The sequence below is a fragment of the Methyloprofundus sedimenti genome (genome assembly GCF_002072955.1).
Lineage (GTDB): Bacteria > Pseudomonadota > Gammaproteobacteria > Methylococcales > Methylomonadaceae > Methyloprofundus > Methyloprofundus sedimenti.
The window spans coordinates 1-25,648 of sequence record NZ_LPUF01000002.1 but is presented as its reverse complement, the minus strand read 5'-3'; the positions used below and the strand labels follow the sequence as shown (position 1 = coordinate 25,648).

The 25,648-nt window shown below is 40.9% G+C and carries 22 protein-coding genes and 1 pseudogene; 8 read left to right on the top strand and 15 right to left on the bottom strand.

Annotation, left to right across the window (positions count from 1 at the left end; genetic code table 11):
* Positions 1 to 58: 58 nt before the first annotated feature.
* The 14 genes and pseudogenes from leuD to AU255_RS12930 form a co-directional block, all read right to left on the bottom strand.
* The gene (gene leuD, locus AU255_RS12995) at positions 59 to 670 is read right to left on the bottom strand and encodes a 3-isopropylmalate dehydratase small subunit (RefSeq protein ID WP_080523383.1); all 612 of its coding nucleotides are present in this window, start codon (positions 668 to 670) and stop codon (positions 59 to 61) included.
* A 19-nt stretch (positions 671 to 689) separates the two neighbouring features.
* Positions 690 to 2,087 carry a 3-isopropylmalate dehydratase large subunit gene (gene leuC, locus AU255_RS12990; RefSeq protein ID WP_080523382.1) on the bottom strand — a complete coding sequence of 466 codons (1,398 nt, stop codon included), beginning with the start codon at positions 2,085 to 2,087 and terminating at the stop codon, positions 690 to 692.
* A gap of 379 nt (positions 2,088 to 2,466) precedes the next feature.
* The gene (locus AU255_RS12985; protein ID WP_080523381.1) at positions 2,467 to 3,555 is read right to left on the bottom strand and encodes an esterase/lipase family protein; all 1,089 of its coding nucleotides are present in this window, start codon (positions 3,553 to 3,555) and stop codon (positions 2,467 to 2,469) included.
* Positions 3,556 to 3,868: 313 nt separating this feature from the next.
* A complete protein-coding gene (locus AU255_RS12980; protein ID WP_080523380.1) occupies positions 3,869 to 4,222 on the bottom strand; it encodes a YkgJ family cysteine cluster protein in 354 nt (117 codons plus the stop codon).
* 267 nt (positions 4,223 to 4,489) lie between these two features.
* The gene (locus AU255_RS12975; RefSeq protein ID WP_080523379.1) at positions 4,490 to 5,632 is read right to left on the bottom strand and encodes a cytochrome P450; all 1,143 of its coding nucleotides are present in this window, start codon (positions 5,630 to 5,632) and stop codon (positions 4,490 to 4,492) included.
* A gap of 374 nt (positions 5,633 to 6,006) precedes the next feature.
* A pseudogene (locus tag AU255_RS20845) lies at positions 6,007 to 6,309 on the bottom strand (ISNCY family transposase); the annotation flags it as partial.
* A gap of 9 nt (positions 6,310 to 6,318) precedes the next feature.
* Positions 6,319 to 6,945, bottom strand: coding sequence for an HNH endonuclease (locus AU255_RS12965; protein WP_080523378.1), 627 nt, complete (start codon positions 6,943 to 6,945; stop codon positions 6,319 to 6,321).
* Between the two features lie 55 nt (positions 6,946 to 7,000).
* Positions 7,001 to 7,597 carry a hypothetical protein gene (locus tag AU255_RS12960; protein WP_080523377.1) on the bottom strand — a complete coding sequence of 199 codons (597 nt, stop codon included), beginning with the start codon at positions 7,595 to 7,597 and terminating at the stop codon, positions 7,001 to 7,003.
* A 551-nt stretch (positions 7,598 to 8,148) separates the two neighbouring features.
* Positions 8,149 to 9,120, bottom strand: a complete 972-nt coding sequence (locus tag AU255_RS12955; RefSeq protein ID WP_080522391.1) for an IS1595 family transposase — start codon at positions 9,118 to 9,120, stop codon at positions 8,149 to 8,151.
* A 278-nt stretch (positions 9,121 to 9,398) separates the two neighbouring features.
* The gene (locus tag AU255_RS12950) at positions 9,399 to 9,743 is read right to left on the bottom strand and encodes a hypothetical protein (RefSeq protein ID WP_198942636.1); all 345 of its coding nucleotides are present in this window, start codon (positions 9,741 to 9,743) and stop codon (positions 9,399 to 9,401) included.
* 53 nt (positions 9,744 to 9,796) lie between these two features.
* Positions 9,797 to 10,531, bottom strand: a complete 735-nt coding sequence (locus tag AU255_RS12945; protein ID WP_080523376.1) for an ABC transporter ATP-binding protein — start codon at positions 10,529 to 10,531, stop codon at positions 9,797 to 9,799.
* Positions 10,528 to 11,280: an ABC transporter permease gene (locus tag AU255_RS12940; protein ID WP_080523375.1), complete on the bottom strand. Its 753-nt coding sequence runs from the start codon at positions 11,278 to 11,280 to the stop codon at positions 10,528 to 10,530. Before AU255_RS12940 ends, AU255_RS12945 begins: the two co-directional genes overlap by 4 nt.
* A gap of 2 nt (positions 11,281 to 11,282) precedes the next feature.
* Positions 11,283 to 11,996, bottom strand: coding sequence for an N-acetylmuramate alpha-1-phosphate uridylyltransferase MurU (gene murU / locus AU255_RS12935; RefSeq protein WP_080523374.1), 714 nt, complete (start codon positions 11,994 to 11,996; stop codon positions 11,283 to 11,285).
* Positions 11,993 to 13,000: an aminoglycoside phosphotransferase family protein gene (locus AU255_RS12930; protein ID WP_080523373.1), complete on the bottom strand. Its 1,008-nt coding sequence runs from the start codon at positions 12,998 to 13,000 to the stop codon at positions 11,993 to 11,995. Before AU255_RS12930 ends, murU begins: the two co-directional genes overlap by 4 nt.
* 116 nt (positions 13,001 to 13,116) lie before the next feature.
* Between AU255_RS12930 and AU255_RS12925 the strand changes: the two genes are divergently transcribed.
* From AU255_RS12925 to rnd, 4 genes are all read left to right on the top strand, one after another.
* On the top strand, positions 13,117 to 15,522 hold the full coding sequence (locus AU255_RS12925; protein ID WP_158083123.1) for an LPS-assembly protein LptD: 2,406 nt from the start codon (positions 13,117 to 13,119) through the stop codon (positions 15,520 to 15,522).
* A gap of 1 nt (position 15,523) precedes the next feature.
* Positions 15,524 to 16,825, top strand: coding sequence for a peptidylprolyl isomerase (locus AU255_RS12920; protein WP_332889054.1), 1,302 nt, complete (start codon positions 15,524 to 15,526; stop codon positions 16,823 to 16,825).
* Positions 16,818 to 17,402, top strand: coding sequence for a DbpA RNA binding domain-containing protein (locus AU255_RS12915; RefSeq protein ID WP_080523371.1), 585 nt, complete (start codon positions 16,818 to 16,820; stop codon positions 17,400 to 17,402). Before AU255_RS12920 ends, AU255_RS12915 begins: the two co-directional genes overlap by 8 nt.
* Positions 17,403 to 17,492: 90 nt before the next feature.
* Entirely contained in the window at positions 17,493 to 18,647 is a 1,155-nt protein-coding gene (rnd, locus tag AU255_RS12910) for a ribonuclease D (RefSeq protein ID WP_080523688.1), read from the top strand.
* 39 nt (positions 18,648 to 18,686) lie between these two features.
* Here rnd and AU255_RS12905 read toward each other — a convergent pair whose 3' ends face one another.
* On the bottom strand, positions 18,687 to 19,286 hold the full coding sequence (locus tag AU255_RS12905) for an SRPBCC family protein (protein WP_143735961.1): 600 nt from the start codon (positions 19,284 to 19,286) through the stop codon (positions 18,687 to 18,689).
* Positions 19,287 to 19,427: 141 nt separating this feature from the next.
* Here AU255_RS12905 and AU255_RS12900 point away from each other — a divergent pair, with 141 nt between their 5' ends.
* The 4 genes from AU255_RS12900 to AU255_RS12880 all read left to right on the top strand — a co-directional run.
* Positions 19,428 to 19,742 (top strand): cupin domain-containing protein, encoded by a 315-nt coding sequence (locus AU255_RS12900; protein WP_080523369.1) that lies wholly within the window; start codon positions 19,428 to 19,430, stop codon positions 19,740 to 19,742.
* A gap of 245 nt (positions 19,743 to 19,987) precedes the next feature.
* Positions 19,988 to 21,301: a 30S ribosomal protein S12 methylthiotransferase RimO gene (gene rimO, locus AU255_RS12890; protein WP_080523367.1), complete on the top strand. Its 1,314-nt coding sequence runs from the start codon at positions 19,988 to 19,990 to the stop codon at positions 21,299 to 21,301.
* Between the two features lie 359 nt (positions 21,302 to 21,660).
* Positions 21,661 to 23,958 carry a Tex family protein gene (locus tag AU255_RS12885; protein ID WP_080523366.1) on the top strand — a complete coding sequence of 766 codons (2,298 nt, stop codon included), beginning with the start codon at positions 21,661 to 21,663 and terminating at the stop codon, positions 23,956 to 23,958.
* Between the two features lie 968 nt (positions 23,959 to 24,926).
* A partial coding sequence (locus AU255_RS12880; protein WP_269844809.1) for a reverse transcriptase domain-containing protein occupies positions 24,927 to 25,648 on the top strand: 722 nt, incomplete at its 3' end.

The window sequence follows — 25,648 nt, the reverse complement described above, 5'->3', positions numbered from 1 at the left end:
AACTTTACCCCTTAACTTAATGGCAGTGGCGTAGAGCATGGGAACTAGTGGTTGCGAATTAAACCCAAAGCCAGGGAAAGCTTTGTTTATGTTTAACTTCATACTGATCTATTAAATCAGTATGCTGTAACGTCATACCAATATCATCCAGCCCTTTGAGTAAATTCTCTTTACGCACAGGGTCTACATCAAATTTAAAGCCATTTCCTGCCGGTGTGGTGAGTTGTTGATTTTCCAGATCAACAATAAATTTAACCCCTTCATTGGCTGAAATTTCATCCATCAAACTGGCTAATTGCACTTTAGTCGCAATGATAGGCAGTATGCTGTTTTTAAAACAGTTGTTGTAAAATATATCCGCATAACTGGTAGAGATAATAGTGTTAAAGCCATAGTCAGCAATTGCCCAGGGCGCGTGCTCACGAGAAGATCCACATCCAAAGTTATCACCGGCAACAAGTATGTTAGCACCTTTAAAGACGGGTTTATTAAGTTCAAATTCGGCATTGTCACTGCCATCGTCATTAAAACGCCAATCGTGAAATAAGTGTTGTCCAAAGCCAGTACGTTCTACTCTTTTTAGAAATTGTTTTGGAATAATCTGGTCTGTATCGACATTGCTTCGGTTCATTAAAGCAGCAATACTTTCATGTTTTTTATAGGCTTGCATAATAGTTTCCCGTTATTCTTTAAAGGTTGCGAATATCAACAAAGTGACCCGCCGCCGCCGCAGCAGCTGCCATAGCTGGTGAGACCAGGTGCGTTCTTCCGCCTTTACCCTGGCGGCCTTCAAAGTTTCTATTTGAAGTGGATGCACTACGTTGTCCTACAGTAAGTTCGTCACCATTCATTGCCAGACACATAGAGCAACCGGGGTCTCTCCATTCCCAGCCTGCCTCAATGAAAATTTTATCCAGACCTTCCTCTTCCGCTTGTTTTTTAACATGATAAGAACCGGGTACGGCAATAGCTGTTACATTGGCCGCTACTTTTGTTCCTTTGGTCACTTCAGCTGCAATACGAAAATCTTCAATACGTCCGTTGGTGCATGAGCCAATAAAAATCAAGTCTACAGGAATATCAGTCATTTTCGTATGCGCTGTTAATCCCATATATTCCAGGGCATTAGCACATGCCTGTTGTTTGATACTATCATCAAAATCTTCAGGTGCGGGGACTCTGTTCGTGATGCCTGTTACTTGTTCAGGTGATGTACCCCAGGTAACCTGAGGTTCAATATCAGCTGCATTTAAGGTAACGACCATATCGAATTCAGCACCTTCGTCACTGGGCAGGGTTTTCCAGTAAGCTAATGCTTTATCCCAGTTATCGCCTGAAGGGGCAAATTCACGACCTTGCAAATAAGCATAAGTTTTTTCATCAGGCGCAACTAAACCTGCTCTGGCACCCGCTTCAATCGCCATATTACAAAGGGTCATACGGCCTTCCATAGACAGCTTGCGAATGGCGCTTCCCGCATATTCGATAACATGCCCATTGCCGCCGGCGGTACCAATTTTTCCGGTAATTGCCAGCGCTATATCTTTAGCTGATGCATATTTGGATAATTCGCCGTCAATTTGAATTAATAAGGTTTTTGATTTTTGTTGTGGCAATGTTTGGGTTGCCATCACATGTTCAACTTCAGATGTACCAATACCAAAAGCTAAGGCACCAAAAGCACCATGTGTTGCTGTATGACTATCACCGCAAACCACAACCATACCCGGATGGACAAAACCATGCTCCGGAACAACGATATGAATAACACCGTTATTTGGGTTTTTCATATCATAAAGATTTAAACCATTTTCCTCGCAGTTATCAGCCATCGTTTCTATCTGCTTTTTCGCAATGGGGTCGCTAATAGGCAAGTCTCTATCTTTAGTCGGCACGCAATGATCCATAGTTGCCAGAATGCTATGAGGATTACGCACTTTGCGTTTTGCAAGTCTTAATCCTTCAAATGCTTGCGGGCTTGTTACCTCATGCATCAAATGACGATCAACATATAATAGTGGGGCCTGACCAGCAATTTCAGCCACAAGATGGCTGTCCCAGATCTTTTCGTACATGGTTTTTTTCATGGCATCTTCCAAAACTTACATTCCGCTTTTTGAAACTGAATGTCCGTTGTATATAACGTATAAAAATAGTGTAACTGATTATTATTACTTAAATGATATAAGCATTGCAAATACTTTGAGGGCGAATTTTTAAAAACGTTCCTAATGGCTTCAGCAGTTCAATTTTCGATGCTATCCGAAGCGTGAAGGCTTTGTGTCGATTTTTTATTAAACCTGGAAACCGCAGTTGACCGCTATAAAACACTATAAGTGATTGAATAAAAAAATAATAATCGTAAATGCTTGCCAACTATACTCCACTTCACGGTTTTGTGGATAAAGCTGAGCACGAAATACTGGGCAAATCAAGCTGGCTGCTGCTCCCCCCCCCTTGATCCCGCTATACACCTCTTTGTCTATTTATCCAGTCTATAATAAATTTTATTGTTTCTGGATCTTTATATAACAGACTATGTTTTATGCCTGTACCCGCAACATCCTTTTCAAAAAACTCTATTGAATTACTGCCAACCGGCACTAGTGAGATAACTATCCGATGAAGCACTCCGGCAAATGGCAACATCCATGTGCCTTGGGAAATGCCTTGTAACAAAAGTGAAAACGGCATCGTCGCAATACCGCAAACCAGATAACTAAAATAAATATAGTAGTTTAATGATAAGAAAAACAACATATATGTTGCGAAAATATTATCAGGTTTCTCGCATGACGTGAGCCACGGCTCCCAGGGAACAGCAATAATTGGAAGTATCCCAGCAATAAGCAATAAAGATGTAATACTTATATAGACAATAATTATCCATTGCGCAGTAAGAAGTCGAGGAATATTTGAAATTGACTCCAATAATCCAAGCCAACCAAATGCCTCGTCGTCTGGAGTTGTCAAACACAACACAGGCGTATTTTTTAAAACAGGGAGTTCAAGTTGTTTTCGCAGAAAAGCTGTATGCTTTGGAACCCATGTATCTGTAAACCAAATAAATAGCGGGATAAACGGCAGATTGAGGATACCACCTGCAAACAAAGTCAGCCAATGCCAGTTACATGATATCCAAAGCCCGAAAAGAATAAATGTCGGCATAAGTAGAATAATGCCAAATAAATAATTGAGAAAAAATTTATTGTCACGACTAAGAACTGTGAAGAATGGTGTATTTAGACAAATTACCCCCTTAACTAGAGATTCATCTTCTTTAAGCGAAGCAAGAGCAATATTGCCACCGTGACTGTGAGCTATTATGAATTGATCCGCGTTGCGGTGCTCTTTTATGACTTCGGCTAGCTCTTGTGCTGCTTTCCTTCGTGTGGTAAATCGGTTCCATGAACTCCAATTAAAGCGAACTATTTTTACCCCTTCAATGCGTTCTAACGCATTGGATAGTGCCTCTTTTTCTTGTGCCCACGTTGCTTCTTTTGCCCAAGTACCATGGACTAATATAACTACGAGTGGCCTTGTTTCTTTAGTCATGAAATTCACCATGCTGTGGTCAGAAAATCAAGGGGTCAGACAGTAATACCGCTACCAGTCATTTTAATATTTAATAAATTAATCAGTTATGGATTTTGCGAAAAATGACACTATAGTAATAAACAGTAGCTTGCGAAGAAGGTTTATTAAAAATCACATCATAAACTTACTATACAAATGTTCAAGCCATTGTTTTTAAAGTGCCCCTGCTATCAGGAAACGTGACAACAATACGGACTTAATCATTATAATTCAAGAGCTTGATGTGCCACTGGTAGCGGTATTGCTGACTGACCCCTTGATCTCTGGGGACTCAAAGTAGAACTTGACGAGTTTGCGCATGGAAACTGTGTATTTTCTGTTCTATTTTTGGCGCAATAATTTCACTAGGGCCGCAAGCATTTGGGCATGGTAAGCTGGGTGTTGTCCCAAATAGTCGACAAATTAAAGGACGCTCTTCATATACCTCGCAGCCCTTATCCCCCAGATAAGGGCAACTCAATTCAGCCAGGGCTTCAGCGTGCTCCTTATCACTTTTGACAGGTAACCTAGCCACTTCATCAGAAGAAGCTGTGACAGGGCCACAGCAATCATGACACCCTGGTTTACATGCAAATGCTGGAATTTTCTCACGGAGAAATTGTATTTTTCGACTATTTTTGGTCATTTAAATCCCTTGTTTTGATTTGTATATTTTACAGTGTAATTTCCATCATTTTTTTGTACACTCATCGGCTACCATTTTAAGATGGGGCACTTAGGGGGGGGGCAGCAATTTTCAATTTGCGATTTTTCATATTTCCGGCATCGGAATGTCTAGCCCTCCCAGCATAAATTCCATTAATTTTTGCCAACTATCAAAAACCATGTGACGGGTGAGGGCTCTTAAATCATCAAAAAATGTTTTCCTGCTTGCTAGCCCCTTGATCCCGTACTAAGAAAGTACAACTGGAACCCTGTGAAATCCTCCGAGAGGAGCAATTTCTCGTTCTACTTTTTGGTTATGAGCTATTTCAATGTTTTGCACCGAGGTTAATAATGCCTGCAGCATAATGCGCAACTCCCAGGTTGCCAGCAAACGACCTGGGCAAGCGTGTTTACCGGCTCCGTAAACTATATTTTTAGGCCTATTCTTTTCTGGGGAAAATTCATTTTTGTTGAATACTGCCTCATCACGATTAGCAGAAGTCCAGTGCAATTTTACCTTGGCACCTTCTGGAATGTCTTGTCCGCCAATTTGTATGGGACAAGTGGTGACTCGTCGATTAGAAACAAAGGGATTATCAATGCGCAAAACTTCGTCGATGAATGCTTCAACTTCGCTATTTTCGGCTTTCTGCAACTGCTCAATGAGTTCTGGTTGTTGTGCAATTTGATGCACAATAACACCAACACATAACGCGATAGATCCGAGATCACCACCAGTCCAGTTACGCAAAATGGAAATTAACTCTGCTTCCGTTAGTTCTCGCCCGTATATTACGTCATGACAAAGCCGGGTGGTTATATCACTATTTTCTTGTACGTGACTTTCCCGTTTAGGTCGAATAATTGATCGAATTATTTCGTCGAATTGATTTGCAACAATTACCATTTCATCGTGAAATTTCGAACGGGTGGCTGCATGATTGTCGGCCATCCATTTTAACAAGCGCGGCTCTAATTTTGCGGGCCAACCTAACCATGCACATTGAGCGCGCACAGCAAAAACTGCTCCAATATCATTTACTGCATCCAAGACTTTTCCTTTCGGCAGCTCTTTCATTAGTTGGATTGCCACCTTTTGGAATTCGGGGATGTAAGGTTCTAACGCTTCTTCGCTTAAATACTGATCGATGATTTTTCGATAGTGAGTATGCGCTTCGCCATCCAATCCATTTGGAATTTGAAGATAATCAGAGACATTGTTAGAAAGGTTCTCATGATCCATAGCCGCAGCCACAACATCGGCATGTTTAAGTAACACCCATTCACCTGAGGTGTTCTTTACGATAGCGTGGTTTTGCCGTAATTCATCGGTATACTCGCGCAGATCTCGCCCATCAGGGGATATATCATCCGGAATGTGATCAGTCATGTACTCTCCTGTATTATCAAAAACACTCACTGACTTTTACCCAAAAAAATCAGCTTGTTAAAAAATTAGCGGTTCAAAGTAAAAGGGGGCGTAGCCCTTTTTAAGGGTTAAAGAAATTTAATAAATATAAACAAATGGTTATGTTTATATTACATAAAAAGGGTACTGACCCCTTTTTCTCGCTGGTTTACATGCAAATGTTGGAATTTTCTCACGGAGAAATTGTATTTTTCGACTATTTTTGGTCATTTAAATCCCTTGTTTTGGTTTGTATATTTTACGGTGTAATTTCCATCATTTTTTTGTACACTCATCGGCTACCATTTTAAGATGGGGCACTTAGGGGGGGGGAGCAATTCTCAATTTGCGATTTTTCATATTTCCGGCATCGGAATGTCTAGCCCTCCCAGCATAAATTCCATTAATTTTTGCCAACTATCAAAAACCATGTAACGGGTGAGGGCTCTTAAATCATCAAAAAATGTTTTCCTGCTTGCTAAGCTATTTCGTATTAGCGCGTAACATTGATCAAACCACTCAAGCACAGTATGAACTAAAAATGTAAGAATATTCAGGATTGCCAATAATGAGGATAGATATTTTTTGCCATGACCAAAGTTATGTTTAAAATTATAGCCTTTTGTTTTTAATGTCTTTAAGGGCTCTGACTCCTTTTTCTTGCTTTTTTATCCTCTTTTATCGGATTCGGCACGATATATATACCTATTGTGATAATCGAAAAATACTTGGTTGATATTATGATTGTTTAACTTCAGTATAGATTTATTTAATTCAATAGATCCATAATCTAGCATTACATGATGATTGGGACATGCAATGATAAGGTTGTTTTGGCTGTCAGGGCCGTTGTGTGGAGATCCTAAAGGCTTCAGATGATGGGCTTCACAATAGTATCCTGATGGCAATTCAATTCTAATCCCACAAAGCTGACAACGAAATGAATACAGCCGTTTCAACTCGGAAACAATTTTAGGGTCTCGAATAATTCTATGAACTGTCGTCGGAGTTCGATCTGGAATAGAGTATTCATCGGGTATATCTGAAGATTCCGGAATAGAAGCGCTGTTTAATAATGTATAGCCACCGTGCCCATCAAAATCTAAATATCCTTCATCTCGTAACTCTTGAAGCACTCTACTTAATGTTTGTGTTGGCGTTGCCCCAATGGAACCAACATCTCGTGTGATATTCTTAAGTTCTTCTTCAATAATCTTTGTGCGACTAAAAACATTCTGGTGATGACGCAACGACATTCTTGTTAATGCTTGAATAGCTGCTTCTTTCCAGGTCATCATGTTTCCTTTTTATGCCGAGCGGCGCTTTTGATGTTCGAGTGCATTTGCCTTGTTATGTGATGTTTGTATGATGTGCGTTAATGGCATCCACGAGCGATGCGATATATTTTTCTGACTCTGGAGCAAGCCTCTTATACACCTTTCCTAATTCTCTTAACTCTTCTCCTTCAACCCAGCCTTGATACTTTGCTGCCAACGGCCTTGAAACTTTTCCTTGATGTTTGATTGAGTTGTTAATCAGTCTTAGCTCATCAGCACCGCTAGCCCCATCTATTTGATCAATATCAAAAAAAAGCAAAGTCCCTTTAATGTAATCGAAGTCTGAAAGTTTCTTCTCGTTTAGCGATGGAAATGACCTCTTTAAGATTCGTTTTCTTGTTAATTCTATTTTCTTATATAGAGCGATAATGGCTAGCTCATCACCCAATGCAATTATTTCGCCAAGGAATGAGGCTTCATCCTCAAGAAAGGTAAGATATGATTGATGTTCAAATTCATCTTCTCTTTTTACTTGTTCTTCTTTGGCGTATTCTGCTCCAACTTCCTTTTCTCGGTCATTAGCATAAGCTAAGAGACCGTCACGAAACCGATCGATCACCTCACGATCAAAGCGGCGCTCCCAATTAAGCATTAGTGTTTTAAAATCCATGTCTATATTTCTCTTTTTTTACATAACCACTTAGCATTTATACGTTGTGGTGTGACTGGCATGATAGTCAGCTAGCTGGTGAAAGTCCAGCCTTTGCCCTGTGAGAAGCGAAAAAGTAGGCGAAAGCAAGGGTGTCCAAAGAAACTCCCGGTAGCTACCCAACAGGGAAACACGGTTATTGGGAGCCAATGCGGAATCTGAAGGAAGCTCTAGCCAAATTGATCACCTAAACGAAAGTAGTAAAAGGGGGCAGTAAAAGCGAGTAAAAGGGGTCGGAGCCCTTTTTAAGGGTTAAAGAAATTTAATCAATATAAACAAATGGTTATGTTTATATTACATAAAAAGGGTACTGACCCCTTTTATCCTGACCCCTTTTATCCTGACCCCTTTTATCATTTCTCGACCCCTTTTCTCTCTGACCCCTTTTCTCCTTTCGTGCTTCTTCTGTTCAAGAGTTTACGAAATGTATTAAAGCGAAAGATATTGAGGCTACCAATTTCAAAGTAGTCTTTGAGGCGGGTGAACTCTTAACTCAAAGTTATAAATGAAGGCTATGTCACCGTTAAGTATTGAAAATCACCCAGAGCAGAATGTAACAATTGCTCAGGGGTTAGATTGTGGTTCCGATCCATAATTCTGCACCAAGCCAAATAATTAGGTAAATACTTGGTGGCTACACCATGAAAGCGGTCTAGCCATGATTTAAAACGGTGGTGGTATGCATTGACATTTTGTATATGATAGGCCCCTTTAGTCACCCGCTGCCCTTGACTCATGTTAACGATTTCATGAGATACTTTTTCAGCTTTACAAAATGCACCATAAGTTGGATTGCCATCACTCACAAGGAGGGCATCCTGGTCTAGTATTGGCTTTAAATGCGTATCAAGAACAATTTTGCTTATTGGGCCATTACCTGTCACAAAATCTACGGTTTGTTTTGAGCGATCACGAGCAATTAAAATGCACATTTGCTCATCAGAAATCCCTCGCTTAGTCGCACAGCCCCCTCGTTTCCTTGGTTGACGATTGAGATGGCGTTCTCCTTTATGTGACTCAAGTAAGTAGGTTTCATCAGCTTCTGTAATGCCATGAAGAGCACTGGGACGATCCTGCTGAATCCAGCTTAAAAAACGGTGCCGCCATCGAAAGGTTGTATTTCGATGCACATTAATTTCTTTAGCTGCCTGCCGGACAGTCAATGATTCTGCGATAGCTCCTAAGTAATCAAGCCACTTTGACTTGAGGCGTAGATGAGCAAGAGGCGTTCCTGTCAAAGCATTAAATGTCTTTTTGCAGGCTTTACAGCGGTAGCGCTGAAGGCCATCTTTTATTCCATGCCTGTGGCTTTCGGTATGGGAGCAATGAGGGCATTTACCTTTGCTATCAAATATTGTTTCAATTAAATCAAAAACCTTAGGTTCGTCCTCTAGTTGATCCAGTGCTTTCGTTAGAACAGTGCGTTGATGGTGGTCAAGTTGATTTATTTCGGAAATGAACTCTAAAAACTCTGGGGCTTTCATAACTATCTCCTTAATTTACATGGGCTTTATTTACTTATACGCTCTTGTTATATGAAATTCCATACTTTACGGTGACATAGCCTAAATGAATGACCTGAGTTTAAGCAAAAATCGGAGGTGGATTGGTGCTGACTGATGATTTTACAGATGTTGAGAGTAAGATTTATATGCGAGATCTGTTTGCTAGTGACTAGACCTCTGGGAGCTCGTGGGAGATTTAGTCCCATCCTCCCAGATTAGCCTGATGTAACTCTGGTATAACTCAATAACAATATGAGTTAAGGATAAATCACTTTAGGTTCAAAGTTTGCTGCAGGATAATCAGGGTCATAGGCTGATTTTTCACCTTTGAATGTCGAAGTGCTGGTCGTTTTGATGGCATCCTTATCCTGATATAGAACTTTAGGCTCAAAGTTTGCTGCAGGATAGTCAGGGTCATTAACTGATTTTTCACCCATTGATAGGCTGGAGCGTGAAGCATTGATGGCTTCATCGCTCTGAAAAACAACCTTAGGCTTGAAGTTAGCAGCGGGGTAATTCGGATCGTCGCTATTAGCAGAACTAATGCCTGGAATTAGACTGAGTGTGGCTGTAAGGATGCTAATAATAAGAGATATTTTCATAAGGCCTCGTTCTCCGTGTAAGGATATTATAATTAATATTGAATACAGAAACGCTATAATAACTCAGCTATTTGCGGATAATCAATAAATAACTGTTGTCTAAATTGCTCAATTTTGATTTCCTGATGACGTTTATTTCTGGGAATAGTCACAGGAACTTCGCTGATCACAGACATTGGGCTGCTATTAAGAAAAATGAGTCGATCAGCCAGGGTGATGGCTTCGCGTAAATCATGGGTCACAAATAAAATTTTATGTGGACGTTTAGTCCATAAATCAATCAGTAACTCACGTACCTGACGAGCCGTGGGTGGATCAAGTGAAACAAAAGGTTCATCCATCAATAATAAGTCCGGAGCAGTGGCAAACGCTCGAATAATAGATACGCGGCGACTCATACCTAAAGACAAATGTTCCGGGTAGCTGTCTTTTTCATCTGCCAGACCCATGCTGGCGAGTAAGAAATCCAGAGTTTCGGGTTTAGCGGCGGATGCTAATTGAATGTTCTCGTATACAGTTCGCCAAGGCAGCAATCGCGGGTTTTGAAAAACATAAGCTACTTTTGGCTGGCTGTGTTCAGGTCGTAATTCGATGGAGCCGGAAAACTGTGTATCCAGTTTTGCCAGAATATTTAATAAAGTGGTTTTACCGCAACCGGACGGTCCAACCAGGCAAACAAATTCATTGTTAGCCAGGGTGATCTGGAGGTTTTTTATGACTTGTTTGGTCGTTTTGTCGCTAGAGTTTATATACGATTTATCGCTAATTTGAATAGCTACCTGATTCATCGGCGCCACCTTTGTGCCTTTTTATCCAGTGGCTTGAGTATTAATAGTTCAATAGCTTGAATCAGTGTTACAAAGGCTATCGTATAAGCCAGGATGCTCGCTACATCAAATAGCTGAAAAAATAAATGTAACTGGTAGCCCATGCCATCACTGCGCCCCAGCATTTCTACAACCAAAACGATTTTCCAGATTAATGACAGGCCTGAGCGTGTTGCTGCCATAACAAAAGGGTGTAATTGCGGCCAGATTACATGACGTAAGGTTTTAGCTTTGCCAAAGCGATAGCATCGCGCCATATCTAATAATTCGCTATCCAGGGCGCGAGCGCCTTCACGGATAGTAATAATTACATTAGGTAATTTGTTGATTACAACTGCAAGAATAGCAGCTGACTCGGTTAATCCAAACCAGACATAACAAAGAATAATAGAGACTAAAGCGGGAATATTCAGAAAAATTACCAGCCAGTTATCAAAGAAATAATCTAATTGTTTGTGTCTCCCTAATAGGATGCCGATAGCGCAACCTAGCAACATGGCTATACCGAAACTAACTAAGAGGCGATACAAAGTCTTACTTAAATGATGGGGTAATTGTCCGCTGGTTATTTCCTCTAATAGTACATGTGCGACCACAAAAGGCGTAGGCAGCGTAACGGTGTCTAAAAAAATGGCAAGACCCTGCCAAAGCAATAAAAACACACTGATGGAAAGTAGCGCTAATATAGATGGACGGGAAAAAAAGTCCATAGTTACCCGTTTGCTGGAATTATGTTGTGGTGAGTTTGTGTTCCCTGCAAATTATTTATTATTAACGTATTTAATTCTTCTAAACGCTTCGGTGTGCCAATATCCATCCAGAAGCCTTGATACAGTTCGCCGGTTACTCGTTTTACTTGCATGGCATTTTTTAATAAAGGGGCAAGAGGGGATTTTCCGTAACTGATATTAGAAAATAAATCCGGGTGATAAAGCCCTATGCCGCTATAGGTATATTTAGGAGCTCCTTCAGATGTCAGTATGGATTGAGCATTTAGCGCAAAATCACCTGTAAGATGGTGTTCAGGGTTATTGACCATAATTAAATGCGCCAGATCACACTCTTTGTTCACTAAGCTCTGAAAAGGAAAATCACAACTGATATCCCCATTAACCACCAGAAAAGGGGCGTTGCCCAGTAAGGGTAATGCTTGTTTGATGCCGCCAGCAGTTTCTAATCCAGTTGCACCTTCATCGGAATAAATAATGTTAGCGTGATAGAGTGAACCATCCCCTAAACAGCGTTTTATTTGTTCGCCTAAGTGAGCTACGTTAATGATAATATCAGTAATACCTGCTGTTACTAATGCCTCTACTGTATATTCGATAAGTGATTTTCCAGCTGCTTTTAATAAAGGCTTAGGGATATGGTCAGTCAGCGGGCGCATTCTTTCGCCACGCCCGGCGGCTAAAATGATCGCTTTCATAGGACGCGCTTGCTGATGGGTAATACGATATCCACTAAGAATGCATGAAAATCTTTTAATTCTGGATAACCCTGACTAATACTGATGACATAATTCAGAGTACGCGGAATATCACCCAGGTAAGCACTTTTATCATCCCTGATATTAAGTCGCGAAAAAATACCTATCGCTTTTAAGTGTCGTTGTATGCCCATTAAATCAAAATCACGCTTGAACTGATTAAAATCACATTCTACGAGATTAGCTTGTTTCAGTTGCTGGTAATAGGGTTGTAAACATTGCTCAATTTGCGCATCTGACCAGCTTATATAACAGTCTCTTAATAAGGAAACCGCATCATAAGTTATCGGGCCAATAACGGCATCCTGGAAATCTATAATCCCAGGGTTGTTATTATCGAGGTGCATTAGGTTACGTGAGTGGTAATCTCTATGCACGCAGACCTGAGTTTGCTGTAGTGCCGAGTCTATTAAAAAGGCATAGGTAGTCTGAATAAGGGCTTGCTGTGCATCGCTTAGCGTCAGTTTACATTGCTGATTTAAAAACCAGTCACTAAATAACAGTAGTTCAGTTTGCAATAATTCAGAGGTGTAGTGAGGTAAAGCACAACTGTGTATGTCTACATTTTTTTGTAGCGTGATCAGGCTGTCTAATGCAGCTTTATAGAGTATCTCTACTGTTGAATCATTTAGCTGGTCTAAAAGGCAAGAGGAGCCGAAATCTTCGAGTAGTAAAAAACCTTGTTGGTTATTTTGCTGAATAATATCGGGTACATTGACCTGAGCTTCTGAAAATAGCTGTGCGACTTTTATAAAAGGAGCGGTATCTTCCTTATCGGGGGGGGCATCCATGACTATATAATGTTGTTGTTGATGCAGTACGCGAAAATAGCGCCTAAAACTGGCATCGCTGGAAGCAGATTCAAATTGCGTTATATTCAGGTTTAGATCATTTGTTAACCATTGCAGAATGGCTTTTGCTCTATCATCGCTTGCCGTTATCATTCTTTTATAAAGAGGCTTGAAAAGTAAGGTAAAATGGACGGTCTTTATTTTATGATATTTTGCCTGACCGTGTGGGCTTAATTATATTTTTTATTTTCAGGTTTTTAGTATACATGTTGCTGCGTTTATTACTATTTTTTGTCAATATATCAATGATGGTATTAACGGTCGCTAAAGCGGGTGAACTAGATGCTGAATGTAATGCCAGTAGTACTGCACAACAATGCGCGCTTCAAGAGACAGAAAAACAGGCAGCTCAAGAAATAAACAACAGGTTTTGGTTTAATAAAACATATGATCTCGAGCGAGAGCAGGTTTTTTCCCGCCTGCAGGCACAGTTTGATCAAGACCCCTGGTCAGTCTGTAGTTTAAAATTGGGTCCTCAGTCAACATATTCCGTTGATAGGCAGTTGCGTGAAAAGACGGCAACGAATATTTTTTCCGGAGGCAGTGAAGTATTTGATGCAGAATTTATTAGCTTGACAGACAATATAAATTTGCAACGTGCCGATCAACGCCTAATGGCAAACCAGGCTGATTTTAATCAGGCTTCCGGCGTGCTCGATTTATATGGCGATATCATCTACAGTGATGGGGGTATGGCGCTACACAGTACCTCAGCGCAAATCAATATGGAGAATGACTCCTCTTTGTTACGCGATGTGTCTTTTATAATTCCATCCTCACCTATACGTGGAAGTGCGGATGTTGTCTATCGCGACAGCCCGACATTCAGCCGTTTTAAAGAAGTGACTTACACTGCTTGTGAGCCTGGCAATCAGGACTGGATGTTACATGCTTCCAGAATGAAGGTAAATGATGAAACGGGACGCGCAACGATAAAGCATGGCTGGATGGAGTTTAAAAGCGTTCCAGTTATGTATTTTCCTTATGGATCTTTTCCTATTGATGATAGAAGACTAACAGGCTTACTAACTCCTAGCGTAGGTATGTCCGGGCGTAGTGGTGTAGATATCAGGTTGCCATTTTACTGGAATATGGCGCCTAATTACGATTTGCTTTTAGCACCAAGATATATGACCGAGCGTGGCTTTATGATGGGGGCAGATTTTCGCTTTCTATGGCAAAGGTCACTTAGTGATATTAATTTTGAAATCATGCCGGAAGATCAGTTAACAAAGACTCTGCGTTGGGGTGGTAGTTTTCAAAATAGTACCAGGTTTACAGATAATCTGAGTATGAATATTAATGCCAATTATGTTTCCGATAATGCTTATTTTAATGATTTAGATGGTGCTTTGGGTTTAAACAATCGTAACCGTTACCTGGCAAGTAACGCCAATGTTGCTTATACATTGCCATGGATGTCGATGAGTGCAAGGGTTGATAATTATCAAAATATTGATCCAGGTGCAAGTAATGAAAATGTTCCTTATCGGCGTTTACCGCAGTTAAAACTGGATATGTTTAAAGCCTTCAATGATCATCTGCCTCTGGAAATGGGGCTGGATAGTGAGTATGTATATTTTCAGCGCCATTTTCCTGATGGTCAGCCACAGGGGCAGCGTTTTAATATTAAACCATCGGTTAGCTTTCCATTTGTTTCACAGTCGGGCTTTATTATCCCAAAGGTAGCACTGCAACATACACAATACTGGCTTGACAACCAGACAACAGGGGGGGCAAACAGTTTAGATAAAACCATACCTCTCGTATCTTTAGACAGCGGCTTATTTTTTGAAAAAGATTTTGATACGCTAACTCATACCATAGAGCCGCGTTTATACTATTTATATGTGCCGTTTGTCGATCAAAGTGAGATACCTAACTTTGATACTTCTCTATATAATTTTAGTTATGGTCAGTTATTTAGAGATAATCAGTTTAATGGTGTAGATAAAACACAGAATGCCAATCAATTATCAGCAGCTTTAACGACACGTCTGGTTGAGGATGGACGTGATCGTTTGAAATTTACTATCGGTGAAATATTTTACTTTGCAGATAGAAAGGTAAATTTAGTAGGCAATCAAGTGCATACTGGATTTTTGTCAAATTTGATTACTGAATTAAGTAGTGAGATAACCGATGAATTAAAATTTACCTCGGAAATGCAATGGAATTTTTCCGAGAATAGCGTTAATCGAGGCAATGCCGATTTACGTTACCGCGGTCTGGATAATAATATAATCTTAAATGTTGGTTATCGCTATCAGCAAGAACAGATTGAGTTTGGACAGTTTGCTCAGAACCAGGTGATTGCATCGGCTATCGTTCCTATTTATGATGGCTGGAGCGCTATCGGTCTGTATCGATATTCTATATTGGATCAGAAAAATTTAGAGTATTTTGCGGGCATTGAAAAAGATAGCTGCTGTTGGCGCTTAAGGATTATTTATCGGCAATTTCTTCTTAGTACGGCATCAGGGGGGTTCGAGGGAGCGGAACCACAAAATTCAATATTTTTTCAACTTGAATTAAAAGGTTTTACAAGTTTAGGTGAAAAGGTAGAAGACTTTTTACTGGATAATATTTCAGGATATAGAAAACCAATTTATTAAAATGATGAGAAAAATAACGACACAAATTATAGGATTACTATTGTTGGTAATAGCAAGTTTACCATTATCTGCCGCTGAATATCTGGATGGCATTGTCGCAGTTGTTGAAGATGATATCATTCTGGAAAGTGAGTTGGCTCAAGAGGTAGCTGCTGTTAATAGTAAATTAAAAGCTAATAATGTGCAGCTGCCACCAGACAATATTTTGTATAAACAAGTGCTGGAACGTTTAATAATAGGAGCCTTGCAAAGCCAGTTAGCAGAAAAGGCAGGCGTTAAAGTCACGGATGAAATGCTGGAAAGCTCTATGAGCGTAATTGCCGAGCAAAACGGCATGGATTTAAGCAGTTTTAAGCAGGAAATAATAGCGCAAGGGATGAGTTATGAGACATTCAAAGAGAGTGTGCGTAAAGAAATTATAATTAATCAATTGCGCAACCATGAAATCGGTAGCCGGGTAAAGGTTTCCGAGCAAGAGATTGATCACTATCTGGAAACTGAAATCAGTTCTGAAGATCTAAAAGTTAAATATTTATTAGGTCATATATTGATTGCAGTCCCGGAAGGTGCCTCGGCAACAACAATCCAGACCGAAGAAGCGGAAGCTCTGTCAGTCATTAAACAATTACGTAAAGGATCAGATTTTAAGCAAATGGCGGTCAGTGTTTCAGATGGCGCTAATGCATTACAAGGTGGCGAATTGGGGTGGCGAACTTTAAATCAGCTTCCTACGCTTTTTGTTGACGTGGTTAAGACTATGAATAAAGGTGATGTAGCTGGACCTATTCGTAGTCCCGGGGGATTTCATATTCTCAAATTGTTCGATAGTACTGGTATTGATTCACATATAATTACTGAAACCCGGGTGCGGCATATACTTATTAAAACCAATGAATTAGTGAATGATAAAGAAGCACAAAAACGCCTACAAGACATAGCAGGCCGTATTGCAGATGGCGATGATTTTGCAGCTTTAGCAAAAGCTAACTCTGACGATACCGGGTCTGCATTGAAAGGAGGGGAATTAGGCTGGGTTACACCTGGTTTATTGGTCCCGCCTTTTGAAAAAACGATGACTGAACTGGAAATTAATGAATTAAGTGAACCAGTGCAAACTCAGTTTGGCTGGCATTTGATTCAGGTTTTGGAACGCCGAAATAAAGACAATAAGGAGCAGCAAAAGCGCAACCAGGCACGTGATGATATTCGTAAACGAAAAATAGAAGAAGAAACAGAATTATGGTTAAGACGCTTGCGTGATGAAGCTTATGTGGATATCCGCTTAGAGGCGCTAAATGAATAATCACAGGAATGCCAGTGCTGAAATAGAAAAGCAGACAAGCCTGGAAAAACAATTAAGGAAAGTGATCGCTAAGGAGGATTTAACAGCAAATAAAGCACTTATTGAGGTGAGTGCTCGTCATTTGCAGTTAGATTATCTTGATTTAGCCGCAGCCTTGTTATTTATTAACTATCCTCAACCGAAGCTTAGTGAGCTTGTGAATAATAAGTTCACTGTGGAAAAACAAAAAGCGTATGAGTTATTACATGCGGAAATGGTTCGTTATCGAATTGAGGTGGGGCGTATTCATCAAGTTAACGTTAATCTTATTAAAGATATTCTGGTTGAAGAGGCGGGCGTTGAGCGTAAGAAAATTGGTTATGTAGATATTTTTGAGCATTATACTGTTTTGAGTCTGCCGCCCGGGATGCCTGTTGAAATATTACAAGCCTTTAAGGAAATGGAAATAAATCAAAAAGCTCTGGATATTAAACGCCTAAGTGGTTCGGGCAAGAAATTTCAGGCAGAAAAAAATTATCGGCGTGGCACACGCAGGCATTATCTTGCGGCGAATAAAGTGAAAGTCGGTCAATCTTAGTCTAGACCCGTAAAATCAAATACTTAGCCTTACTCAGTGTCTGGGTGTTTATTTTTTTGTCTACCCTATTCCTATAAAAAATTAAATAGCATGAATGAAATTCAGTTTGTTGATTCGGTAGCTTTGCTACAAGACCTTTGCGAGAAAATGAAACAAGAGTCGTGGCTTGCGATTGATACCGAGTTTCTACGCGAAAAAACGTATTATCCCAAATTTTGCCTGTTACAAATTGCCACATTGGAGTGGGTGGCTTGCATAGATCCTATAGCACTGGAAGGGCAGTTAGATGAACTGTTTACCATAATCAACGATCCTGCGATTATCAAAGTTTTACATTCTTGTCGGCAAGATGTGGAGATTTTTTATCAGCTTAGTGGTAAATTGCCAGTTCCCGTTTATGATACGCAATTAGTCGCACCCTTACTGGGTTTTCAGGAAAATACCGGTTACGCCATGCTGGTTTCCGGTTTTTTGAACATTAATCTCAGCAAAATCCATACGCGCACAGATTGGAGCCAGAGACCTCTATCGGATGAGCAAATACAATATGCAGCAGATGATGTTATTTATTTAGCTAAAATCTATCAGATGATGCAGCAGAAATTAGAGGTATTAGGTCGCGAAGATTGGTTAAAGGAAGACTTTGAGCAGCTAATGAATGAGGACTTATATGATATACCGCCCGAAAATGCGTGGTTAAAAATACGCGGGAAAAATAAATTGACCGGTAAGCAGTTAGCGATTGTACAAGTCCTGGCTGAATGGCGTGAGCAAATAGCCAAACAGGACGATAGACCGAAAAACTGGATTTTACGTGATGAACTTATTCTGGATATGGCAAAATTGCAGCCGGTTAATTTAAAGGCATTGTCTGAAATTCGGGGCATGAATGATGGTTTTGTCCGGCGCAGTGGCAAGCATGTATGTGAACTCATTGCTAAAGCGCAAGACTTGCCTGGCCTGAAATTAAAAAACAAGGTAAATAATAAAAAAACGCAGCAACAAGAAGCAGTGCTGGATATTTTAAGCGGAATTGTACGTATACGTGCCGATGAAAATTCGTTAAATCCGGTGATTTTGGCTACGCGTAAAGATCTGGAACAGTTATTACAAGATGATCAAGAGAGTCTCTTACTGCGTGGCTGGCGATATAGTATGGTAGGTAAAGAATTGCAGCAGCTGTTATTAGGTAAGCTTTCCTTATCTATTGATGAGCAAAGTCTGACTTTGTATGCTATTGAATAATGTTAAATTGGCTTAAGTTGTTGAATTTCAGTGTGTTGATTATTGCCTGGCAGAAAAATGGTTTTTTAAATTACTGAGGGTAACAAAGGCCGCATTGGTAATTCCCTGGTTTGCCAGAGTTGAAGGAATAGCACCGGCAGGGTCGCCATGCATTTGATAAGTAATATCAATACCAGAGCTGTCATTTAGTTTAAATTGCCAAAAACCATCAGAGTAGCGCATTTGAACGGTGTTTTCTTGCTCAGGTAATTGAGCCTGAATATGTTTAGGTAATTGCTTGCGTTGGATGTTTTTTAAGTGCAGTGTATAGATGTTATTTTTTTTGTCGAATTGTAGTTTTGACTGCATCACGGTATAGCGATTATTTAAAGGCCAGGGCAAACTACTGAGCTTGTATATATAGCCATCACTGAGATTAAGCATCTGGATACATTTATAACGCCATGCAGGACAGAAACTGGCATTGTTAATAAATGATAATAACTCTTCGATCCTTGTGTTTAACATCATTTTTCCTCTGAACTCTTTATAGTCAGAATAGCTAAGGTTACGAAGATAAACTTTTATATCATTCTCATCTTTAACTAATTGCCAGTTATGGCTATTCTCCTGAGCATTCACCTGGGCTAATGGACTCAAAAAAATAGATAACAAAAAAAGGCAAAGTTTTAAGTTGAGCATCGATCAAAATAGTTTAAAGCTTAATAGTTGTATAAGTATAATTTGGTTTATGTGTGTTTTGTTAGAATTAGTTTCCACCCCCCCCTCTGAGTATTTTAAGTGAAAAATATATTTGCTGATATTCCAGGCCAACTGCCTGAGGAATTATTTACGACTTTGTTGCAACATAAAAACTTAAAAATAGAAAGAATTGTTTCCAGAGGCCATGCTAATGCTGATGATCAATGGTATGACCAGGAACATGATGAATGGGTATTATTAGTGCAAGGCGAGGCAATTCTGGAATTAGCAGAGCAAAGACAGTTAATAAAACTACAAGCTGGAGATTATTTACTTATTCCGACAGGTTGTAAGCATAGAGTAGAGTGGACCAGGCCAGAGATAGACAATATTTGGCTGGCTATACACTTCTAAGTTAGCTATTTAGATGGGACAATATACCGCTTTAACTGTAGAAGACACACAAAAAAATGCGCAAAATAGAGACGTTATTTATAGCAAGTTACTTAGTGATGTGCAGCAAATAACTTGGTCCAGTTATTTTTTTCGAGCACGAAACGCTCGTATGCACTGTACTGGTAAGTTGCTTGTGTTGCTTAGGTTAACTCAAGATTTTATGCATATCTCTTAATATTAAATAGAACATCAAAAACAGAAAAATGAAAACACCCAAAATTGGATTTATAAGCCTGGGCTGCCCAAAAGCACTGGTAGATAGCGAGCGTATTTTGACAAAGTTACGTTCTGAAGGGTATGAAATTGCACCCAATTATAATGGTGCAGATATGGTAGTTGTTAACACCTGTGGTTTTATCGACTCAGCAGTAGAGGAATCACTCGACAGTATTGGAGAAGCCATTGCTCAAAATGGAAAAGTGATTGTAACCGGTTGTTTAGGTGCGCGGGCAGATGAAATTTTAGAACGTCATCCCCAGATTCTGGAAATTACGGGTGCTCATGCTTTAGAGGAAGTGGTCGCTGCAGTGCATAAACATTTACCGCCTATGCATGATCCCTATACAAGTTTAGTGCCGCCGCAAGGAATAAAGCTGACACCCAAACATTACGCTTATTTAAAAATAGCAGAAGGCTGCAATCATCGATGTACCTTTTGCATAATTCCTTCTATGCGTGGTGATTTAGTGAGTCGTCCGGTTAATGAAGTGTTGTTAGAAGCCAAGCGCTTAGCTGATGCCGGGGTTAAAGAGTTACTAGTTGTCTCTCAGGATACGAGTGCTTATGGACTGGATTTAAAATATCAGACTTATGACTGGCAGGGTAAAGAGGTCAGGACACGTTTCTACGATATGGCAGAAGCCTTGGGTGAATTAGGTATATGGGTACGTATGCATTATGTTTATCCTTACCCGCATGTAGATGAAGTTGTGCCTTTAATGGCGGCGGGCAAAATATTGCCCTATTTGGATATTCCTTTTCAGCATGCCAATACGCGTATTCTAAAATTAATGAAACGCCCAGCCGCAACAGAAAATAATCTGGCGCGGATCAAGGCATGGCGCGAAGTTTGTCCTGATATTATTCTGCGTAGTACCTTTATCATCGGCTTTCCAGGTGAAACTGAAGCCGAATTTCAAGAACTCCTGGATTTTCTGAGCGAGGCGCAGTTAGATCGTGTGGGTTGTTTTGCTTATTCTCCGGTTAAAGGTGCAGTAGCAAATGAATTACCGGATGCTGTCCCGGAAGAAATCAAACAGGAGCGATTAGCCCGGTTTATGGCGCATCAGGCTGAGATAAGTGCCGCAAGATTAAAGCTGCGTGTTGGTAGAATCGAACAGGTCATTATAGATGAGGTAGTAGAAGAAGGCGCTGTTGCCAGAAGTAAAGCAGATGCACCAGAAATTGATGGACAGGTATTTATAGATGGTGCGACACATTTAAAAGTCGGTGACCTGGTCAATGTAGAAATAGAAGAAGTGGATGATTACGATATGTGGGGGCGATTGCTTGATTGAGTGATGTAAGAGGCTTATTTGCTTGTTTTTTAATGAGCAAATAGCCGTGATACTCAAGCGTAGCAAAAGTCTACATTGCCTGAATCATTAGATCTGCTTTATCGGACGTGACGTCCTTTACTCAAAAAGAAATCAGACATTTACTGATTATTAATGACTGAATAATGCCATGAGTGCAGTCTTCAGCCTGCGTTAATGGCATACCTTTAAGTATATGTTTTTGAGTATTTAAAAAAATAAGTAAAATCTCTCTCCGTGAACTTTTTTGCATTTGTAAAATAACCCAGTTAGTAACAATCCAATTTTAAAAAATTGGTACAATGCACGACTTTTTAATCCATTACGAGAAACGCATATAAATGGACGTTATCCAGAAAATTGCCAGCGAATTAGCTGTTTCCCAAAAACAAGTCAGTGCAGCAGTAACACTTTTAGATGAAGGTGCGACTGTGCCATTTATTGCTCGTTACCGTAAAGAAGTCACAGGTGGGCTGGATGACATCCAGTTGCGCCTGTTAGATGAACGTCTGATTTACTTACGCGAACTGAACGCACGACGCAAAACAATTTTAGACAGCATCGATTCTCAAGGGAAACTCACTCCTGCTTTAGAGCAAGCCATTAAAGATGCCGACACCAAAACCCGTCTGGAAGATTTATATTTACCTTATAAACCCAAGCGTCGTACTAAAGCGCAGATAGCGCGTGAAGCCGGCCTCGAGCCTTTAGCCGATGCTGTTTTAGATGATAGAAACTGCATTCCCGAGCAAATCGCAGTCGCATATATCAATGCAGATAATGCTGTCCCTGATGTTGCTGCAGCCTTGGATGGTGCGCGTCAGATTATTATGGAACGCATCTCCGAAGATGCCGAGTTAGTAAGCACCTTACGTGAGCGTATCTGGCAAAAAGGTATTGTGCATTCAGTTGTTGCCAAGGATAAGGAAGCAGATGCAGCCAAATTTAAAGATTATTTTGACTTTCAGGAAGCGATCAATAAAATTCCTTCCCATCGTGCTTTAGCCCTCTTTCGTGGCCGAAATGAGAATTTACTCAACCTGACTTTATTGCCTGGTAAGGATGAAAAAGAAGAGCATCAACTTTGTGCACAAATCGTCGCACGGCATATTCAAGTCACCGATACCGGTAAAGTCGCTGATGCCTGGTTAGCCGAAACAGCACGCTTTGCCTGGAAAGTTAAACTTTTTACCCGTATTGATTTAGATTTGAAGCAACAATTACGAGAAACTGCAGAGCTTGAAGCCATACGCGTTTTTGCCAATAATCTGAAAGATTTATTGCTTGCTGCACCGGCCGGTCCAAAAGCCACATTAGGTTTAGATCCGGGCATCCGTACCGGGGTAAAAGTCGCAGTCGTAGATCCGACCGGAAAATTACTGGCTACCGAGACTATTTATCCTCACGCGCCCAGAAATCAATGGGATGCTTCGATAGTTACACTGGCTAAACTTATTGCACAACATCAGGTGCAACTGGTCAGTATCGGTAATGGCACAGGCTCAAGAGAAACCGATCAACTGGTTGCCGATTTAATGAAGCAGCACAAAAACCTAAACTTCAGCAAAATCACCGTTTCTGAAGCAGGTGCTTCGGTTTATTCAGCGTCTGAACTGGCATCAAAAGAATTTCCGGATATTGATGTTTCACTGCGTGGTGCTGTCTCTATTGCTCGCCGTCTGCAAGACCCGCTCGCAGAACTGGTTAAAATAGAACCCAAATCCATTGGTGTCGGACAATATCAACATGATGTTAATCAAATCCAGTTGGCGCGTGGACTTGAAGCTGTCGTCGAAGATTGCGTAAATGCTGTCGGAGTTGATGTTAATACCGCGTCTGCAGCCTTGCTGAAACAGGTGTCAGGTTTATCCAGTACTATCAGCCATAATATTGTCGCTTTTCGTGATGAGCAAGGCGCTTTCAAAAACCGCAAACAACTCAAAAAAGTCCCGCGTTTAGGTGAAAAAGCCTATGAACAGGCGGCAGGTTTTTTACGCATTATGAATGGTGATAATCCGCTTGATGCCTCGTCAGTACATCCAGAGGCCTATCCTGTCATTGAAGACATAGTGCAAAGAACAGGCACGCAAATACATGAATTACTGGGCAAAAGCGCTTTTCTACGGAATTTAAAAGCGGCGGATTACATCAATGAAAATTTCGGTTTACCTACCGTTACTGATATCCTGCAGGAGCTCGAAAAACCAGGCCGTGACCCTCGCCCTGAATTTAAAAGCGTGACTTTTAAAGCAGGCATAGAAAAAATTACCGACCTGAAAGAAGGTATGAGTTTAGACGGTGTGGTTACCAATGTTGCCAATTTTGGTGCCTTTGTTGATATCGGAGTGCATCAGGATGGTTTAGTGCATATCTCGCATTTAGCCGATGTATTTGTAAAAGATCCTCGCGAGGTCGTGAAAACAGGGGATATGGTCAAGGTTAAAGTAATGGAAGTTGATGTGGCGCGCAAGCGAATTGCTTTGTCGATGAAAAAAGAAGCAACAGCAGAAAGCAAAGGCGGGAAATCCGATAAGGCTGACACTCAAGCGAGAAAAATTCAGAAACCTAAACTAGCTGGCTCAGCTGCTCCAGCACAAGGGTCTATGGCGGATGCCTTTGCCAGGGCGTTGAAGAAATAGGCAGATGCAAGAGGATTGCAAATAACAAGCATTTTGTTTCAAAAATGCACGGCTAATAATAGCGCATCAAAGTCTTTAGCCTGGTTCAGAATAAAGCCAGACGTATCATTTTTCTATTTGACTCTGTTTGCGTTTAAATGTAGAAACCTTGGTTAATGCCGCTTTAAGAATATGCCGTAATCAGCATGAAACAAGGCTTTTCAATGAAACACAAATGTTTCAATAATTAACGGTGACAAAGCTTTCAGGGAAATGAACAAGTAATCGCAGTTATTTACGAGCCCAGAAAGCATAAGCCAGAGCCCCGCGGTGTGACTGGCATGATAGTCAGCTAGCTGGTGGAAATCCGGCCTTTGCCCTGTGAGAAGGGAAAAAGTAGGCGAAAGCAAGGGTGTCCAAAGAAACTCCCGGTAGCTACCCAACAGGGAAACACGGTTATTGGGAGCCAATGCGGAATCTGAAGGAAGCTCTAGCCAAATCGATCACCTAAACGAAAGTGAACCTTCGTAAGGCGGCAACAAGGGGATAAGGTGCCCGCGACCACCGAAGTCCAATATTCTCACCGTAACGTGTTGTTGTATTGAAGGTAGGTAGATCGAGAGATAGTTGACTATCTTACCCAGTGAAGAGCCGTCGGCTTTGGGTCGGAGTAACTGCGACTCCTTAAGCCCTAAGCGCTACAGTAATGTAGACGTTATGAACCGAGGGTTTTCAGATGAAGCCATAGTAATCGTAAAGTTTGGTGCCGATGAATTCATGGTGACATGAAGGAGGGTAAAACATCAAATCAGCAACAGGACGTTGGAGGTGAAGGGCGGAACACGTAAGCGGCCATGGCCGTTGATTATAAACTGATGGACTGAGATCAGCCTAACAGGAACAACCCTCTATTCGCGTCGTAAACAGTGAACGAATCGGTTGTGCGAGATTGAAGAAAGCCCATTGCAAAAGAAAGAAAAAAAAGTGAAATGAACGAACACGACCTATTAATAGAGGAACCCAGACTTTTCGACCAGTTATGCTCAACCTTATACTTGGGCGTCGCTTTTAAACAGGTAAAGAAAAACAAAGGTAAACCCGGCATAGACGGAATAACCATTGCAGACTTTGAAACTCGTTTAGACGAAGAGCTAAGTCAGTTGCAAGAGGAACTCGCAAACTGGACTTATCAACCCTCGCCAGTCCGTCGAGTAGAAATAGCCAAGCCGGGAGGCAAAGGTGTACGACTACTCGGCATACCGACGGTACGGGATCGAGTGGTACAAACAATATTAAAGCTACTGCTGGAACCGGTCTTTGATCCGCATTTTTCACCGCACAGCTATGGATTTCGCCCAGGGCGAAGCCAGCACGAAGCGGTACAAGCGGCACAACAGATAGTGAACAGTGGCAAGCCCTACGTGGTGGATATAGATCTATCCAAGTTTTTTGATAGAATCCATCACGACAGGCTGATAGCCCGAATGGGCGAGAAAATATCCGACAAACGGATACTTCGCCTAGTCGGAAACATGTTGCGTAGCGGCGTCATGATCAATGGCATCGTCAACCCCAGCAAGGAAGGCGCAATGCAAGGGGGCTCACTCAGTCCCTTGCTGAGCAATATCGTTCTGGATGAACTGGATCAGGAATTGGAAAAACGTGGACTGGAATTTTGCAGGTACGCGGACGACTGTAATATCTTCGTAAA

What these genes read in the sequence shown, in the direction of transcription:
- AU255_RS12915 (WP_080523371.1), top strand. Translation starts at nt 16,818, where the DNA reads ATGAATAATCACAGGAATGCCAGTGCTGAAATAGAAAAGCAGACAAGC.
- AU255_RS12945 (WP_080523376.1), bottom strand. Translation starts at nt 10,531, where the DNA reads ATGAATCAGGTAGCTATTCAAATTAGCGATAAATCGTATATAAACTCT.
- AU255_RS12955 (WP_080522391.1), bottom strand. Translation starts at nt 9,120, where the DNA reads ATGAAAGCCCCAGAGTTTTTAGAGTTCATTTCCGAAATAAATCAACTT.
- AU255_RS12950 (WP_198942636.1), bottom strand. Translation starts at nt 9,743, where the DNA reads ATGAAAATATCTCTTATTATTAGCATCCTTACAGCCACACTCAGTCTA.
- AU255_RS12885 (WP_080523366.1), top strand. Translation starts at nt 21,661, where the DNA reads ATGGACGTTATCCAGAAAATTGCCAGCGAATTAGCTGTTTCCCAAAAA.
- AU255_RS12975 (WP_080523379.1), bottom strand. Translation starts at nt 5,632, where the DNA reads ATGACTGATCACATTCCGGATGATATATCCCCTGATGGGCGAGATCTG.
- AU255_RS12985 (WP_080523381.1), bottom strand. Translation starts at nt 3,555, where the DNA reads ATGACTAAAGAAACAAGGCCACTCGTAGTTATATTAGTCCATGGTACT.
- AU255_RS12965 (WP_080523378.1), bottom strand. Translation starts at nt 6,945, where the DNA reads ATGACCTGGAAAGAAGCAGCTATTCAAGCATTAACAAGAATGTCGTTG.
- AU255_RS12920 (WP_332889054.1), top strand. Translation starts at nt 15,524, where the DNA reads ATGATGAGAAAAATAACGACACAAATTATAGGATTACTATTGTTGGTA.
- AU255_RS12940 (WP_080523375.1), bottom strand. Translation starts at nt 11,280, where the DNA reads ATGGACTTTTTTTCCCGTCCATCTATATTAGCGCTACTTTCCATCAGT.
- AU255_RS12960 (WP_080523377.1), bottom strand. Translation starts at nt 7,597, where the DNA reads ATGGATTTTAAAACACTAATGCTTAATTGGGAGCGCCGCTTTGATCGT.
- AU255_RS12930 (WP_080523373.1), bottom strand. Translation starts at nt 13,000, where the DNA reads ATGATAACGGCAAGCGATGATAGAGCAAAAGCCATTCTGCAATGGTTA.
- murU (WP_080523374.1), bottom strand. Translation starts at nt 11,996, where the DNA reads ATGAAAGCGATCATTTTAGCCGCCGGGCGTGGCGAAAGAATGCGCCCG.
- leuD (WP_080523383.1), bottom strand. Translation starts at nt 670, where the DNA reads ATGCAAGCCTATAAAAAACATGAAAGTATTGCTGCTTTAATGAACCGA.
- AU255_RS12980 (WP_080523380.1), bottom strand. Translation starts at nt 4,222, where the DNA reads ATGACCAAAAATAGTCGAAAAATACAATTTCTCCGTGAGAAAATTCCA.
- leuC (WP_080523382.1), bottom strand. Translation starts at nt 2,087, where the DNA reads ATGAAAAAAACCATGTACGAAAAGATCTGGGACAGCCATCTTGTGGCT.
- rimO (WP_080523367.1), top strand. Translation starts at nt 19,988, where the DNA reads ATGAAAACACCCAAAATTGGATTTATAAGCCTGGGCTGCCCAAAAGCA.
- rnd (WP_080523688.1), top strand. Translation starts at nt 17,493, where the DNA reads ATGAATGAAATTCAGTTTGTTGATTCGGTAGCTTTGCTACAAGACCTT.